Genomic DNA, 15,438 nt, shown 5'->3' with positions numbered 1-15,438 from the left:
GAACAACGGCAAATTAATCAGTACTGCCGGGCCTGTCCGATATGTTCCTCAAGCATACGCGCTACCGCCTGGATACGTTCGCTACGGGATACCTGCGCCCCACCAACGCGCCACCAGCTCAGGTACTTATGCACCATCGTTTTGGGAAGCACTTTTATGTCTATCAGCGTGCTCACGGTCTGTTTACGAGCATCTTCCAACGCTTCATGCAGTTGTTCAATGGTGGTGACGCGATAGCTTTTACAGCCATATCCTTCAGCGATGCGAGCGAAATCGACCGGGATAAACCCGCCTTCCTGACGACCGCTCTCCTGCTGATGGAAACGAAACTCGGTGAAGTAACTGTCCATACCGTGTTCCATTTGCAGATTATTGATACAGCCGTTGGTCATGTTATCGAGCAAAATGACGGTAATCTTTTTCCCCATCTGGACGGAAGTGACCAACTCAGAGTGCAGCATCATGAACGAACCGTCGCCCACGAAGCTGTACACCTCGCGTTCCGGCTGCGCCAGCTTGGCCCCCAATGCGGCATTGACTTCGTAGCCCATACAGGAGTAGCCGTACTCGACGTGGTAATCATTCTCGCCGCGGCTTTGCCAGACACGCTGGAGGTCGCCCGGCAGGCTGCCCGCCGCCGCCACCACCAGCGCGTTTTCCGGCAACATCCGGTTAAGCACGCCCAACACGCGCGTCTGGGTCAGCCACGATCGCGTAATCTCATTAAACTCTTCAAACACCTTTTGAGTATCCATATGATCCTCAATTTCAGGTTTGAAGCCCTCTCCGCTATATTCCACAGCATAGACGCGCTCAACTTCCGCCATATATTGCGAGCGGACGCGGTGAATAGTCTCACCCCATTGCGAAGCATAATGCTCCTGGGCCAGCCGTTCGCTAAGCTGCGTCAGGGCGACGCGAGCGTCACCCTGCATCTGTACGCCATCCAGCTTGAAGACATCAAAGCGGCTAACGTTGATATTTAAGTAGCGCACGTCGGGATTCTGGAAGATCCACTTTGAGGAGGTGGTGAAATCGGTATAGCGCGTCCCCACACCGATAATCAGATCGGCTTCCTGCGCCAGCAGATTCGCCGCCAGTGAACCGGTTTCGCCAATCCCGCCGACGTTCAACGGGTGTGCAGAACTGAGCGCTCCCTTGCCAGCCTGGGTTTCAGCAATCGGCAGATGACAGCGTTCGGCAAATCTCAGCAGCGCCTCTTCAGCCTGCGAATACTTCACGCCCCCACCGCAAACGATCAGCGGCCGCTGGTGGCGGCGAATCAGCGCAACCGCCTCGTTCAGCATCGGCTCCGTCGGCGCGTGACGCTCAAGACGATAGACCCGGCGAGCGAAAAAATAATCCGGATAATCCCAGGCTTCACCCTGCACATCCTGTGGCAGGCAAAGCGTCACGGCCCCCGTATCCGCCGGATCGGTTAACACCCGCATCGCGCTGATACAGGCGCTCATTAGCTGTTCCGGACGCGTAATGCGATCCCAGTAGCGGCTAACTGCACGGAAAGCGTCATTGGTGCTCAGCGTCAGATCGTGTTCTTGTTCAACCTGTTGCAAAACCGGGTCGGGTTGACGCGATGCGTACACATCGCCCGGCAGCAAAAGCAGTGGAATACGGTTAGCCGTCGCGGTCGCCGCTGCGGTGATCATATTGGCGGCCCCTGGCCCCACTGAGGAGGTGCAGGCATAAATCTGATGGCGACGCATCTGGCGGGCAAATCCCGTCGCGATATGCGCCATTCCCTGTTCGTTACGCCCTTGATGAACGCTAAGTTGGCCACAGTCCTCTTCCAGCGCTTGCCCCAATCCGACGACGTTCCCGTGGCCAAAAATGGCGAAAATCCCTTTTACAAATTTGATTTCGCTGCCGTCTACGTCGATGTACTGATTATCAAGAAAGCGCACCAAAGCCTGCGCCATGGTCAACCTGATTGTTTTCATGTACCCCACCTGCTTTTATCAACCGTTCGGCTGTCGTTGCCTGCTTATGCATCGCTTCAGCCCCAAAAACACAGAGACTTATCATAGGATCAAAATTTCCGTTCTCACAATTATATGGAATTTATATTTCATTTATGGGAAGGAGATCAAAAAACGGTTAAAAAATTTCGCCATTTAGGCGTATTTTCCATGAAAATGAAATTTATCTTCCATGTGCTTTTAAAAGAAATAAAACATTAATAATCAATAAATTAAAACAAAAAAACACAACAAAAAACGATCATACCCGTTGCCCGGAAATGCCATTTCTGTGATCTTGTTCAAACAATAAATGAAAACATTATTTCCATTTTTATTGAAAATGAAATCACCAAACCTTAGTATGGGCAAAAATAACACCGTCTTCTGTTAGGGGATATGTCAATGAATAAAGCAGTCAGTAGTGAGCAAAAGCCGCTGGACGTTATCTGTCTGGGACGAGTCGCCGTTGATTTGTATGGTCAACAAATCGGGTCGCGGCTGGAGGATATGACGACTTTCGCTAAATATTTAGGGGGATCGTCAGGCAATGTTGCCTACGGCACGGCCATTCAGGGATTACGTTCCGCTATGCTGGCCCGCGTCGGCGATGAGCATATGGGACGTTTCGTTCGTGAAGAATTAAACCGCGTTGGTGTGGATACGCAGTGCCTGCTGTCGGATCGCGATCGTCTGACCGCGCTGGTGATCCTCGGCATTAAAGATCAGGACACCTTTCCTCTGATCTTCTACCGCGATAACTGCGCGGACATGGCGCTAACACCTGAGGATATCCGCGAAGATTACATCGCTTCTTCACGCGCATTAGCCGTCACCGGTACCCATCTTTCTCACCCCAATACGCGCGCCGCCGTTCTTAAAGCGCTGGAGTATGCGCAAAAACACGGGCTGCGGCGGGCGCTGGATATCGACTACCGCCCCGTACTGTGGGGTCTGACGTCGCTAGGAGACGGTGAAACACGTTTCATCGCCTCATCACAGGTTACCGAACAGCTCCAGCAGGTATTACGCCATTTCGATCTGATCGTTGGGACCGAAGAAGAATTCCATATCGCCGGCGGCAGTACCGACACGCTGACCGCCCTGCGGCGCGTCCGTCAGTTGACCCAGGCCGTACTGGTGTGCAAACGCGGCGCGCTGGGCTGCTCAGTCTTTGAAGGCAACATCGCCGATGACTGGTCGCAGGTGAAGATACATAGCGGCGTTCGTGTAGACGTTCTGAACGTGCTGGGCGCGGGCGATGCCTTTATGTCAGGACTGCTGCGGGGATACCTGAACGATGAAAGCTGGGAGCAAGCCTGCCGTTATGCAAACGCCTGCGGCGCGTTAGTGGTATCGCGCCACGGTTGTGCCCCCGCCATGCCAACCAAAAAAGAGCTGGACGACTACCTCGCGCGTGAACAATCCATCACCCGGCCAGACAAAGACCCGCGGCTGAATCACCTTCATCGGGTCACAACCCGTAAACAGCACTGGCCGGAGCTGTGCGTATTCGCCTTTGACCATCGCAAGCAACTGGTGGATATCGCAAATGAAGTCGGCGCCAGTGAATCCGCGATCCCCCCCCTGAAGATGCTACTGCTGGAAGGGGCGCGTCAGGCGGCGCTTGAGGCCGGTTTACAGAATAATAGCGGCATCCTTGCCGATACCACCTTTGGTCAGCAGGCGCTTAACGACGTGACCGGCCAGGGATGGTGGATTGGCCGACCGGTTGAGATGCCCGGTTCGTATCCGCTGAAGCTGGAACATGGCGATATTGGCTCTCAGCTTGTCAGCTGGCCGCAAGAGCACGTCGTGAAATGTCTGGTCTTCTATCATCCACTCGATGCAGAGTCGGTACGTCTTGAACAAGAGGCGCTCATTGACGAGGTTTACCGCGCCTGCTGCCAGTCTGGTCACGATCTGCTGCTGGAAGTCATCTTGCCGCGCGATGCGGCAGACCAAAATGAGCAATACTATCCTCAGATTGTGGAACGTTTTTATCAACTGGGGATCCTGCCGGACTGGTGGAAACTGCCGCCGTTAAGCCCAGATCGTTGGCGAGAAATCAGCCAGCATATTGAGCATTATGACCCTGAATGTCGCGGTATATTGATACTTGGCCTGGACGCACCGGAAAGCGAGTTGAAGTCAGGATTCGCCGCAGCAGCGGATATGCCCTGGGTGAAAGGTTTCGCCGTCGGCCGGACCATCTTTGGCGAACCGTCTCGCCAGTGGTTAGGCGGCCAGCTTAACGATGAACAGCTCATCGCAACGGTGAAACAAAAATACCGCATGCTTATCGACTACTGGCGCGAATACCGCCCGGCACGTTAATGCCTGCCTCATCACGCCCCGTGTCTGCATCGGACAAGGGGCGTGTTCAAGGACGATTCCATGCCAGCTCTCACACAACATTCCACATCGATCACGCTGTTTCGCATCAGCGCCGCGATGTTTCTCAACTATCTGACTATTGGCATCCCGTTAGTCATGCTGCCGCTGTACGTTCAGCAGCAGTTGCATCTGAGCGATCTGTTGATCGGTATCGCGGTAGGCAGCCAGTTTATCGCCACCTTGCTTACCCGGGGCGCCGCGGGTCGAAAAGCCGACACGTCAGGCGGACGTCGGACGGTTATCACCGGTCAGTTCTACTGCGCCGCATCAGGTCTGCTGATGCTGGTCAGTCTAATCGCTCACCCGGTTCCGCTGCTCGCATGGGCCATACTGATTGTTGGTCGTGTGCTGCTGGGCATCGGTGAAAGTTTCATTTTGACCGGTAATTTAACCTGGGGGATGTGGCTGGCGGGCTCGACCCACGCGGGTCAGGTTATTTCCTGGAACGGCATGGCGACCTACGGTGCGCTGGCTATCGGCGCGCCGCTGGGGCTGTCGCTTTACGCCAGGGCCGGCCTGGCGCTTCCGGCGCTCCTCGTCGTGCTGTTGCCGATCATCGCCAGCGGAGTCATCTATGGCATTCCGGGGAATATCCCAACAGCCCGTCCCCGCGTGCCAGTGCTACGGGTCGTCGGCCTGGTGTGGCGGCCCGGAACAGGGCTTGTGCTCCAGGGCATTGGTTTTGCCACCCTAAGCGCGTTTACCGCCCTCTGGTTCAACGAGCGTCACTGGGATAACACCGGTTTTGCGATGACGCTATTTGGCATTGCGTTTATCGCTGTCCGCTTTTTCTGCGCCAAATTTCCCGACCGTTACGGCGGCGCCACGGTCGCAACCTTTTCACTACTGGTAGAGGGGACCGGACTGGCGGTAATGTGGGCCGCTCCGTCAGCAGGCGCTGCGCTGATTGGCGCGGCGATTACCGGCTGCGGCTGTTCGCTGATGTTCCCATCGCTGGGCGTAGAGGTTGTGCGCAGAGTGCCACCGGAGATTCGTGGTACGGCCCTCGGCGTCTGGTCAGCGTTTCAGGATCTGGCCTACGGATTTACCGGACCAATAGCGGGCCTGCTGACGCCGTTTATCGGCTATCAGCAGGTCTTTCTTCTGGCCGCGGCCTGCGCGCTGCTGGGCGCGGCGGTTGTCCATCTCCTGCTGCGGCAACATTAAGCTGTTAAGAAGGGGCGAGTCTTTTCCGCCCCTATCGCAAAGACTTCGCTGGCCGCCATCTGCCAGTAGCCAGGGTTAAACAGTTCCAGCGAACAGATCCCCTCATAGCCCTTCTGCACTAGCTCATGCGTGATCTCATGCAGTGGGATCACGCCGTTGCCAGGAAACAGACGATGGCAATGCTCCAGCGTTGCCAGCGGCAGATTATCGGCGTCATCAATATGGTAAACGAAGATCTTTTCCACAGGGATCTGGCGAAGCGTGGTCAGATCCCGCCATTGATCGTGCAGGTAAAGATTAAAGGCATCGACGACCAGCCCGACGTTACTGCGATCGACCGCATCTACGATCTCCATCGCCATGGCAAGACTGCGCACACAGCATCCTGCGGAACCGATCGGCTCAAAGGCCAGCCGCATCTGGCTTTCTTCCGCCACTGCCGCCATCTCGCGCAGACGCTTCACTGAATCTTTCACCGTTTCCCCTGGCGGAAAATTTCCCCCCTGACGAATGGTGGGCACCACAACCAGACAATCACCCCCCACCACTGAGCCAGCATGGCAGGCGAAAGCCAACTGCCGCCGTTTCTCCGCCCAGCTTTCGCTATCACAAAACGTAATGTCTTCCAGCGAATTGTAGCCCCAGGGCTTAAGGTGGCCGACGGCAAAAATGTCTGCCAGCTCGCTTAACGTATGTTTCTGTAACCACTCCTGCAACATATCCAGACGGATTTCGATGTAGTCATAGCCAAAACGTTCCGCCAACACAACATCCTGTGCCAGCGTGGAGTTTCGCATACAGGTCGCTTCATTAAATCCCAGCTTCATCATTCAGATCGACTCCTGCCGCCATAGCAACGTACTGGCGCCTGACGGCGGCAGCGTTAACGCGATCTCTTTATCGCCATCCAGCACCCGGCAACGCCTTTCCTGGACATCGCGGTTATACACCACCAGCACACGCTCGCCGTCGGGATTCACAAATCCCACCTCTTCCAGAAGATTATCGTAACTTGAAGAAAGCATGACCCTCGCCCCCGGACGCACATAGCGGCAGAAGTGGCCAATACCATACCAGGAGTGGTTACGCCGCAGCACGTCGTTTTGCGCATCGTATTGAATGGGCGCTTCACACAGATTACCCTGATGATTCGGCCCCCCCTCACTGTTCAACAGCAGATTCCAGTCGATAAACCCGCTACAACCCGATTTGAAATTACCAATCATGTCATGGAGATAGGTATGCCAGTGGCGAATCTGGCTACCGGCATCGCTCTCCATTGGCACACAACCTTCGGAAAACAGGAGTTTTTTATCCGGCAGGCACTGGGCCAGATACTGTATTTGCGAAAAATGGTCGCCGGTATACCAGTGGAATGCCAGCCCGTTAATTCCCTTATAATTAGCTTCGTCAGCAAAGGCGAGTTCAGCCCAGTCCACCAGGCCATCTTTATCGTGATCCCAGATATAGATCTCCATCTCATCCATACCCTGCCGGGCGAGGCGCGGACGCAGATACTGCACGGCAAAGGCTGTCTCCTCTTCCACGCTATACAGACAGGAGTCCCAGGTTTTTACCGCCACCGGCTCATTCTGCACGGAAAGCGCCTGCACATTAATGCCGTGGCGGCGGTATTCCAGCAGGTAGTTGATAATGATATCGGCCCAGTCGGCGTAGCATTCGCGCCGCAGCTTGCCGCCACCGTTCATATCGTTATTAGTTTTCATAAACGCCGGCGGACTCCACGGCGAAGCCATCAGCTTCATGTGTGGATTTAACCGCAACGCCCCGGAAATCAGCGGTATTAAATGCGCTTCATCGCGGGAAAAGGAGAGCCGTCCCTGCTGCAGGTCAGCGCTGGAATCGACATACGCGTAATTGCCCAGGGAAAAATCACAGCTCTGAATTGGCATCCGCGCCAGAGTGTAATTATGTTCCTGAGCAGAAAAATAAAGGGAAAGAAATTGCGCCTTCGTCTTTTCGCTCATGCTGTTGAATACCACACCCGCACCTTCGGTAAAGCTGCCGCCGAATCCGTCAATCTGCTGTAACGTGTGGCGCGGTAAGACGCTGATTAATTCACTGCAATCACGCTGACGATGCGAAAAAGAGACCGCACGCTCAACAAGGAATTGCTGACGATACGGATCGGAAGAGATGAGTCTGCCTTTCATAGGGAAGTTCCGGATAAAAAAAGATAATAAATTGTGATATGCCGGATAGGACGCTTAAGCATCGCTATCCGGCAGAAGGTTTTAATACGCGGAAGGTTTATTTGTAGAAATCAGGTTTTGAGGGTAATTCAACAATCTCGGTATTCCCTGTTTCCTGAGACTTCACGCAGGCATCAGCGGTAACCGCAGCCAGATAACCATCCCATGACGTTGGGCCTGCCGGCGGCAATCCTGCGTTCAGGCGATCGAAGAAATCCTGGAACTCAATGTCGTAGGCATCAATAAAGCGCTGTTTCCAGTCAACCAGGATGTCGGTGCTATACTTCGCCGCTTTCCGTACCGCGGCGCTGGCGACGGTTGGCAGCTCCGCCATTCCTTTCTCGCCGGTAACATCGCAGTGAATGTCGTAGCCATACTGGCAGTTCACAAATACTTCAACCACAATATTGATGCCGGAGGTGGTTTCCATTACAACCAGCTGCGGATCACGCAGAGTGGTCACCAGGCTGGACTGGCGCGGGAAGTAAACCTTAACGGTTTTATAATCTTCGTTAAGCAGCCAGTGCATAACGTCAATTTCATGAATCAATGTTTCATAGATAGCCTGTGGTGTTTTGTATTCTGGCACCGTGCTGGCATTGTAATGACGTCCATGAACCATTAATGGCTGACCGATTTCGCCGCTGTCGATAATATTTTTCAGCTGAACGTAACCTTTGTCGTAGCGGCGCATAAAACCAATCTGCACCATGCGCTTACCATTTTTCTGCTCTGCTTCAATCACACGCTGACAATCCGCAGCCGTCACCGCTAACGGTTTTTCGCAGAAAACATATTTGTTAGCATTTAGCGCGGCAACGGCCACATCGGCATGCGCCTCATTTGATGCGGTAATGATGACCACTTCAACGTCTTTATCATTAATCAGATCGTGATAGTCATTATAATCTTTGGCTTCGATCGCATACTTATCCAGCGCCGCCTGCGCCCTACCCGCGACGATATCACATACGGCAACAACCTCTACACCCGACACGGTGTTGGCCAGACGTCTTAAGTGATCGGAGCCGATCATGCCGATACCTACAATACCTGCTTTTAAAGTCATTTTCTGTTTCCTTTTCAATTAAAGATAATTTTTCAGTAACTCATCAATATGCTTTTTACCTTTTTGCGCATATTCCAATGGGTTATATTTCTTAGGATCCTGCTCGGCCTCAACAACAATCCAGCCAGAATATTGATGCCCGACCAGATAAGCTAATACGGATTTAAAATCAATATTTCCATCGCCGGGGACGGTAAACACACCATCAAGGAAAGAATTGAGGAATGATTTCTTCGCGAGGCGACATGCTTTGAGTTTTTCATTACGCACATCTTTAAAATGAACGTGTTTAATACGATCAAAATGTTTACTCAGTAGCGGCATGACATCGCCGTCAGAAACATATATATGCCCGGTATCAAACAGCAGATGTACAAATTGCGGATCGGTATTCTCCATGAGTCGATCCACTTCCGGCAGAGTCTGCACACCGGTGCCCATATGATGATGGAAAGCGAGCTTCAGCCCGTGCGCATTGGCAATCTTCCCAAGCGCATTAAGTCCTTCGCATAAAAGCTGCCATTCGCTGTCGCTGAAGTTAGGCTTCTCTGTATAAACGCACTTATCGATAATACCTTGAATACTATAAGTTTGTTCAGAAACAACGGCGACATATGCATGTATTGCCTGCAAATAAGCACAATGCTGTTCAAAAGCATTCATCGCAGATGCAATACCATCGCGAATAATAAAGGAAGAAAACCACTGGCCTGGTATTTCCAGTCCGCGAAGCATTAACTCTTTATTTAACTCAGCAGGATCCTGCGGATAACAACCGCCAACTTCCGTCCCGGAAAAACCGGTGAGCGCGGCATCACTAAGTATTTGTTTATATGTATTTTCTTTACCAATCTCAGGAATATCATCATTGCGCCAACCGATAGGCGCAATCCCCAACTTAATGCTCTTTTTTACATTGTACATGTTGCTGGCTCCCACTTAATGAAACGCTTTTACTGCATACCGCGATGCAAATTAACCTTTGATGGACAACATATTACTTTTTGTTGCCTGAAAAACTTTATCTATCCTGGTTGAAGAAGTGGGATAAATGCGTCAGGTATCACAAAAAAATCATCACTCTTTAATGATATTGCCAGACTTTTCGCGCTATAGATAAACGCATAAAATATACCGACAAATAAAAAATGGCCGCAGTATTGCGACCATTCTCATGACGATTAAATTTTAGCAAGCATTAATATTCAAATAATAAATAATTAGCTTTACGATAGTCCTTGCGATATTGACCGGGCGTTTTCCCTACTTTATTTTTGAAGTAATTCTGAAAATGACTAAGGTTGCTAAAGCCAACACGATAAGCAATAGAGGTGATCTTTTCGCGCCCGCCTTCATCCGTGGTTAGTAACGATTGAGCCTCCCCCAGCCTACGTTTTATCAGGTAATCCATCGGTGAATAACCATAGCGGCGTTTAAATTCATGGGAAACATAATAAGGACTGACATTAAATTTCGTCGCCAGCGTATCCAGCCGAATAGGCTCATAGAAATTGCGATCAATATAGGATTTTATTGAATCAAGTAAATTTTCATGGCGCTGTATGGCATCGTTACCTGTGCGCAATAAGACATTTCCCTCAATGTATTTGAGTACTACCTGGGTCAATAGCTGCGCCATTGCTGGCCCTTCTACCGCATGCTGATTAATAACGGTAAACACGGAGCTCATCAGTTTTTCCACCGTCGCATAATGGTGATACAGTGGAATAACCGGCACAATATCATCCGGTATTAGCGCATTCTCACGTAGACCCGGACACGAAATATTGTTAATCCCACAACAAATAGTGCCAATTGGCCGCCCGCTTTCCAGATACTCATCATGCACCACCTGGCTGTTATAAATGACCAGGTCGCCTTTACGAACCGGGTAGATGCGATCGCCAATGAAATACTCCCCGTCTCCTTCGGTGATAAGAATCAGTTCAACGGTCTGTGGGTGCATATGCATGAACCGGACAAACGGACCATTGCTCTCACTGACCTGACTCACATACGCCAACTGGGGCTGAGCCTTATTCTCTCGTTCTGAAGGACAGAAGCACAAGCGCATGATTTACCCTCCAATATCCGAAACTGTGGTGCCGAAACACCCCTGAAATTTGAATTTTTATACCACACCAAATGAAACAAAAATGCTATATAGATCATAATTTTTTCCAAATCTTTCCTCGTCACAACAGACAACCATTGATACCTCACAAAATAAAAACAATAAAAATCAATAAGTTAATTAGAATTTTGGTTTCTTGCTGCACATAACCTCGTATAAAAATCAGTCGTCAAATTTTCAAAATAAAATTTCATAAAAAATAAATTTGAAATTTTTAATCCTAAAATTTACATTGAATACGGTATGCGTTTTAGGCTGAAGATAACCAGGCTTTCCTGTGACCGCTCAGTCAGAACGTCGTCAACATCGGTTTAAGAGGATAAAAAAGAGATGGAAACAGTCGGCAATTTTATTCATGGTAAAACGACACTGAGCAGCAGCGGCGAGGCGCTACCGGTGACTAATCCGGCCACCGGTAAAGTAATTCGTCAGGTCACCCAGAGCACCCGAGAGGAGATGCTGGCGGCAATTCAAAGCGCACATGAGGCTTTTCCGGCATGGAGTAAAATGACTCCGCTACGCCGGGCACGTATCCTTTTTGAATTCAAAGTATTACTGGAAAAGCATCGGGACGAACTGGCGGCGCTGATCGTCAGCGAGCATGGCAAGGTCTGGTCAGACGCGCTTGGCGAACTGACGCGCGGCATAGAGGTTGTCGAATTTGCCTGCGGGATCCCACATCTCAGCAAAGGAGAGTACTCCTTTAACGTCGGCTCAGGCGTTGACAGCTTTTCATTAATGCAGCCGCTTGGGGTTGTGGCAGGCATCACACCGTTTAACTTCCCGGCAATGGTGCCTATGTGGATGTTCCCGGTTGCTCTGGCTTGCGGCAATACCTTCGTCCTGAAGCCGCCCGCACTGGTGCCGTCCGCATCGTTACGTATGGCGCAGCTTCTACAGGAGGCTGGCCTGCCGGACGGCGTGTTTAACGTTGTTCACTGTGGCAATGAGGCAGCTAGCCTGTTGACCAGCGACCCTCGCGTACAGGCCGTCAGCTTTGTCGGTTCCTCCGCCGTCGCGGAACATATCTATACCACCGCCAGCGCCCATGGCAAACGCGTACAGGCCTTCGGGGCCGCCAAAAATCACGCAATCGTTATGCCGGATGCAGACCTGGACGCCACCGTCAACGCCATTATGGGCGGAGCATTTGGTTCCGCGGGCGAACGCTGTATGGCGCTGCCGGTAGTGGTCGCGGTGGGCGATGAAACGGCGGACCGTCTGATCGAACGCCTGAAACCGCTGATTGCGGCGCTACGTATCGGCCCGGGAGAGCTGCGCGGCAAAGATGAAAATGAAATGGGCCCGGTTGTTTCACGTGCTCATCAACAGAAAGTGTTGGGTTACATCGACAAAGGAGTTAGCGAGGGAGCAACTCTGGTCATGGATGGCCGCAACTATAGCGTGGCGGGATATCCTGAAGGCTTTTATGTCGGCGGCACTCTGTTTGATAACGTCACGCCTGAGATGACCATCTGGCGTGAAGAAATTTTTGGCCCGGTTCTCGGAATTGTGCGCGTCCCGGATTATGCCACCGCCATTAGCACGGTAAACTCCCATGAATTCGGCAACGGCAGCGTGATTTTCACCACCAACGGTCACTATGCGCGCGAATTCGCCCAGTCGGTTGAAGCTGGGATGGTCGGTATTAATATTCCAGTTCCGGTTCCGATGGCATTTCACTCTTTTGGCGGCTGGAAGCGCTCGGTGTTTGGCGCCCTGAACGTCCATGGGCCGGATGGCGTGCGCTTCTATACCCGGATGAAAACCGTTACCTCGCGTTGGCCGAACGGACAGCAGATCGTATCGGAGTTCAGTATGCCGACTCTCGGTTAATACGCTTTCAGGAAGGAGAAGATTATGGCCAACTTGCTGAGTACCTGTACTTCTGAGTCGGGAAATATCCAACACATTTCCCCTCAAAATGCAGGCTGGGAGTATGTCGGTTTTGATGTCTGGCAGTTGAAGGCTGGAGAGTCGATAACCCTGCCGTCCGATGAGCGTGAACGCTGTCTGGTGCTGGTTGCCGGGCTGGCCAGCGTTAAGGCCGCCGACAGTTTTTTCTATCGGATTGGTCAGCGCATGAGTCCGTTTGAACGCATTCCGGCTTATTCGGTTTACCTCCCCCATCATACGGAGGCGAAAGTGACAGCCGAAACCGACCTTGAGCTGGCCGTATGCAGCGCGCCGGGATTCGGAGAGCTTCCGGTACGTCTGATCTCGCCACAAGAGGTCGGGGTAGAGCATCGGGGAAAAGGGCGCAATCAGCGCCTGGTGCATAACATCCTTCCTGATAGCCAGCTCGCCGACAGCCTGCTAGTCGTTGAAGTGTACACTAATGAAGGCGATACCAGCTCCTGGCCCGCGCACAAGCACGATACGGCAGTTGAAGGCCAGGAGACCTATCTGGAAGAGACGTACTATCACCGTTTCAATCCACCTCAGGGATTCTGCTTACAGCGCGTCTACACCGACGATCGCAGCCTGGATGAATGTATGGCGGTCTATAACCGGGATGTAGTGAAAGTACCTAAGGGCTACCACCCGGTTGCCACCATCGCGGGTTACGATAACTACTATCTGAACGTGATGGCCGGCCCGCTACGAAAATGGCGTTTCACCTGGGAAGAGAACCACGCGTGGATTAACTCACCAGACTACCCGCGATAACACTTCGTTGAGTGGTACTTTGCCAGCCGTCCTCTGCGGCTGGCTTTTTTATTCAACTCTGCGCCACACACGCTCATAAGATCGCTATCCGCCTTCTCTTAAATTATTTCCCTGTTTTGTATATAGCGTATTTACGGCACGGCCCCCACCAGGAATACGCAATAAAATAATGATGCAGAAGAAGACTTACCCTATTTGCCAATATTATTATGGATCAATTAGTTACGTAGAGGTGGTAAACACTGGGGAGATTTCAACAGGGTATATCCTGTGCGCACTCGCTGGAGGGAGTAAAGGTTGTGTAACCAGCGGAGAATATCTCTGGATATTCTCCGCTAATATTGGAGAGGTATCAGGCTATTACATCGCGACGTTTCCCCTGAATTTCACGCAGCTTGTTCTCGGCCAGCCGTTCAATTTCTGTTAGCGGCACCCCTTTTGTTTCCGGCACATAACGAGAAATAAAGACATAGCAGACCAAATTAAAGACGACAAAAATCCACATCGAGAAAGCGCCGCCGAAGGTCTCCTGCAGCCAGGCGTTATCATTTATGACCGGGAACAACAGTGAGATGAGGAAGTTGGCTATCCACATCAGGCTCACCGCCAGCCCCATCCCAAAACCTTTTATCTTTTCAGGGAAAACCTCAGAAATCAGTACCCATGCGCCAACGCTCCAGCTGACGGCAAACAGCAGCATAAAAAACAGGATGCCAAAGATGGTAATGTAGCCTGTATCGTGGGTGTACAAACCGTATGACGCGATCAACAGGCCGACAATTGAGCCGATGGTACCAATTTTCATAATCGGTATACGGCCATAGCGGTCGAACAGGATCATGCCGATAAAACTGCCCACCACATTACATACCGCGATAAAAATGGTCTGGAACATAACCACTTCGGTACTGCTGTTCTGCAACACCAGCGGCGCATAATAGTTCATTACGTTAACGCCTGTGAACTGTTGCAAAACGGCGATACAGCATCCAACCAACAGAATATAGCGGAGCACCGGCGAGCTTTTCAGGTTGGTGCGTTCTCCCCCGGCGACGTTGTCCTGTGGACGTACGGTTTCTTTCATGCTGTCAAAAATAGCGGCCACATCTGTGGCCGTTAATCCACTGTAGATCCGGGTAAGCACCTTTATCGAACGGGTTTCGCTGCGGTTGTTACGGGCGCACCATGCCGGTGATTCGGGTAGGAAAAGCGTAATCGCTAACATCGCAATGGAGGGTACCACTTGGGCAAAAAGCATAGTCTTCCAGCCCTGGGAAACCAGCACATCAGCAGGCATTCCTTTTGCTATCAGATAGTTGACTATAAACACGATAACCTGGCCAGATACCACGGAAATATTGTAAATGCCCAGCGCTTTGCCGCGAATTTCAGCAGGCGCCAGTTCAGACATATACATGGTGGATGCCGTTCCGGCCATCCCAACCGCAAAACCACACACAATGCGGGAAAGGGAGAAGATCATGAACGATTCACTCATCGCCGCCCCTAAGGAAGAAGCGATAAAAATGATCGCAATGATCAGAAGCGCAGGTTTACGCCCCAGTTTATCGGCAATTTTTCCACCGACCAGCGCGCCGATGATACAACCAATCACGATACTGGAAACGGCCCATCCGGTCTCGGTTGGCGTCAGTTGGTAATACTGCTGTAAAGGCAATACCACCCCGGTAATCACCGCCGTTGAATAACCAAACATCAATCCAGCCAGCGCCGCAATACAACACAGGACGTACACATAGGCCGAATTGTACTTACTTCTCTGAGACATAATCCCTCCCTTGCCTGTTGAGG

At 51.6% G+C, this 15,438-nt stretch carries 11 protein-coding genes and 1 pseudogene; 5 read left to right on the top strand and 7 right to left on the bottom strand.

Annotated features, from left to right (window positions below; translation table 11 throughout):
• Positions 1–17: 17 nt before the first annotated feature.
• Positions 18–1,958 carry a 3D-(3,5/4)-trihydroxycyclohexane-1,2-dione acylhydrolase (decyclizing) gene (iolD, locus tag ABVM99_RS08845; RefSeq protein WP_000849477.1) on the bottom strand — a complete coding sequence of 647 codons (1,941 nt, stop codon included), beginning with the start codon at positions 1,956–1,958 and terminating at the stop codon, positions 18–20.
• Between the two features lie 417 nt (positions 1,959–2,375).
• On the opposite strand from iolD, the gene iolC reads away from it, so the two are divergent.
• Both iolC and ABVM99_RS08835 read left to right on the top strand, forming a co-directional pair.
• Positions 2,376–4,313, top strand: coding sequence for a 5-dehydro-2-deoxygluconokinase (gene iolC, locus ABVM99_RS08840; protein ID WP_014343940.1), 1,938 nt, complete (start codon positions 2,376–2,378; stop codon positions 4,311–4,313).
• Between the two features lie 60 nt (positions 4,314–4,373).
• On the top strand, positions 4,374–5,540 hold the full coding sequence (locus ABVM99_RS08835; RefSeq protein WP_001111174.1) for an MFS transporter: 1,167 nt from the start codon (positions 4,374–4,376) through the stop codon (positions 5,538–5,540).
• Here ABVM99_RS08835 and iolI1 read toward each other — a convergent pair.
• The 5 genes from iolI1 to reiD all read right to left on the bottom strand — a co-directional run bounded on the left by iolI1 (position 5,537) and on the right by reiD (position 10,845).
• Positions 5,537–6,370 carry a 2-keto-myo-inositol isomerase IolI1 gene (iolI1, locus tag ABVM99_RS08830; protein ID WP_000976927.1) on the bottom strand — a complete coding sequence of 278 codons (834 nt, stop codon included), beginning with the start codon at positions 6,368–6,370 and terminating at the stop codon, positions 5,537–5,539. The genes ABVM99_RS08835 and iolI1 overlap by 4 nt on opposite strands.
• Entirely contained in the window at positions 6,371–7,714 is a 1,344-nt protein-coding gene (gene srfJ / locus ABVM99_RS08825; RefSeq protein ID WP_000678388.1) for a lysosomal glucosyl ceramidase-like type III secretion effector SrfJ, read from the bottom strand.
• Between the two features lie 97 nt (positions 7,715–7,811).
• Positions 7,812–8,822: an inositol 2-dehydrogenase IolG1 gene (iolG1, locus tag ABVM99_RS08820; RefSeq protein WP_000172704.1), complete on the bottom strand. Its 1,011-nt coding sequence runs from the start codon at positions 8,820–8,822 to the stop codon at positions 7,812–7,814.
• 18 nt (positions 8,823–8,840) lie between these two features.
• Positions 8,841–9,761, bottom strand: coding sequence for a myo-inosose-2 dehydratase (gene iolE, locus ABVM99_RS08815; protein ID WP_012601329.1), 921 nt, complete (start codon positions 9,759–9,761; stop codon positions 8,841–8,843).
• A gap of 259 nt (positions 9,762–10,020) precedes the next feature.
• The gene (gene reiD / locus ABVM99_RS08810) at positions 10,021–10,845 is read right to left on the bottom strand and encodes a myo-inositol utilization transcriptional regulator ReiD (protein ID WP_000332219.1); all 825 of its coding nucleotides are present in this window, start codon (positions 10,843–10,845) and stop codon (positions 10,021–10,023) included.
• A 122-nt stretch (positions 10,846–10,967) separates the two neighbouring features.
• Here reiD and ABVM99_RS08805 point away from each other — a divergent pair.
• The 3 genes and pseudogenes from ABVM99_RS08805 to iolB all read left to right on the top strand — a co-directional run bounded on the left by ABVM99_RS08805 (position 10,968) and on the right by iolB (position 13,626).
• Positions 10,968–11,271 (top strand): annotated as a pseudogene (locus ABVM99_RS08805) (hypothetical protein).
• Between the two features lie 15 nt (positions 11,272–11,286).
• Complete coding sequence (gene iolA / locus ABVM99_RS08800; protein ID WP_023194695.1) at positions 11,287–12,792, top strand: malonate-semialdehyde dehydrogenase IolA; 1,506 nt, start codon at positions 11,287–11,289, stop codon at positions 12,790–12,792.
• Between the two features lie 24 nt (positions 12,793–12,816).
• Complete coding sequence (gene iolB / locus ABVM99_RS08795) at positions 12,817–13,626, top strand: 5-deoxy-glucuronate isomerase (RefSeq protein WP_000002010.1); 810 nt, start codon at positions 12,817–12,819, stop codon at positions 13,624–13,626.
• Between the two features lie 352 nt (positions 13,627–13,978).
• Here iolB and iolT2 read toward each other — a convergent pair whose 3' ends face one another.
• On the bottom strand, positions 13,979–15,415 hold the full coding sequence (gene iolT2 / locus ABVM99_RS08790; RefSeq protein ID WP_023138834.1) for a myo-inositol import MFS transporter IolT2: 1,437 nt from the start codon (positions 15,413–15,415) through the stop codon (positions 13,979–13,981).
• Between the last annotated feature and the right edge of the window lie 23 nt (positions 15,416–15,438).

The organism is Salmonella sp. SJTUF15591 (genome assembly GCF_043356435.1).
In the GTDB taxonomy this organism is placed as follows: domain Bacteria; phylum Pseudomonadota; class Gammaproteobacteria; order Enterobacterales; family Enterobacteriaceae; genus Salmonella; species Salmonella enterica.
Note: the sequence above shows the minus strand (reverse complement) of the source record. Positions and strands in the feature narration are given on the sequence as shown.

Bases quoted from the DNA above. Each gene is read 5' to 3' on its own strand.
- iolB (WP_000002010.1), top strand. From the start codon at position 12,817: ATGGCCAACTTGCTGAGTACCTGTACTTCTGAGTCGGGAAATATCCAA.
- iolD (WP_000849477.1), bottom strand. From the start codon at position 1,958: ATGAAAACAATCAGGTTGACCATGGCGCAGGCTTTGGTGCGCTTTCTT.
- iolI1 (WP_000976927.1), bottom strand. From the start codon at position 6,370: ATGATGAAGCTGGGATTTAATGAAGCGACCTGTATGCGAAACTCCACG.
- ABVM99_RS08835 (WP_001111174.1), top strand. From the start codon at position 4,374: ATGCCAGCTCTCACACAACATTCCACATCGATCACGCTGTTTCGCATC.
- iolC (WP_014343940.1), top strand. From the start codon at position 2,376: ATGTCAATGAATAAAGCAGTCAGTAGTGAGCAAAAGCCGCTGGACGTT.
- iolG1 (WP_000172704.1), bottom strand. From the start codon at position 8,822: ATGACTTTAAAAGCAGGTATTGTAGGTATCGGCATGATCGGCTCCGAT.
- iolT2 (WP_023138834.1), bottom strand. From the start codon at position 15,415: ATGTCTCAGAGAAGTAAGTACAATTCGGCCTATGTGTACGTCCTGTGT.
- srfJ (WP_000678388.1), bottom strand. From the start codon at position 7,714: ATGAAAGGCAGACTCATCTCTTCCGATCCGTATCGTCAGCAATTCCTT.
- iolA (WP_023194695.1), top strand. From the start codon at position 11,287: ATGGAAACAGTCGGCAATTTTATTCATGGTAAAACGACACTGAGCAGC.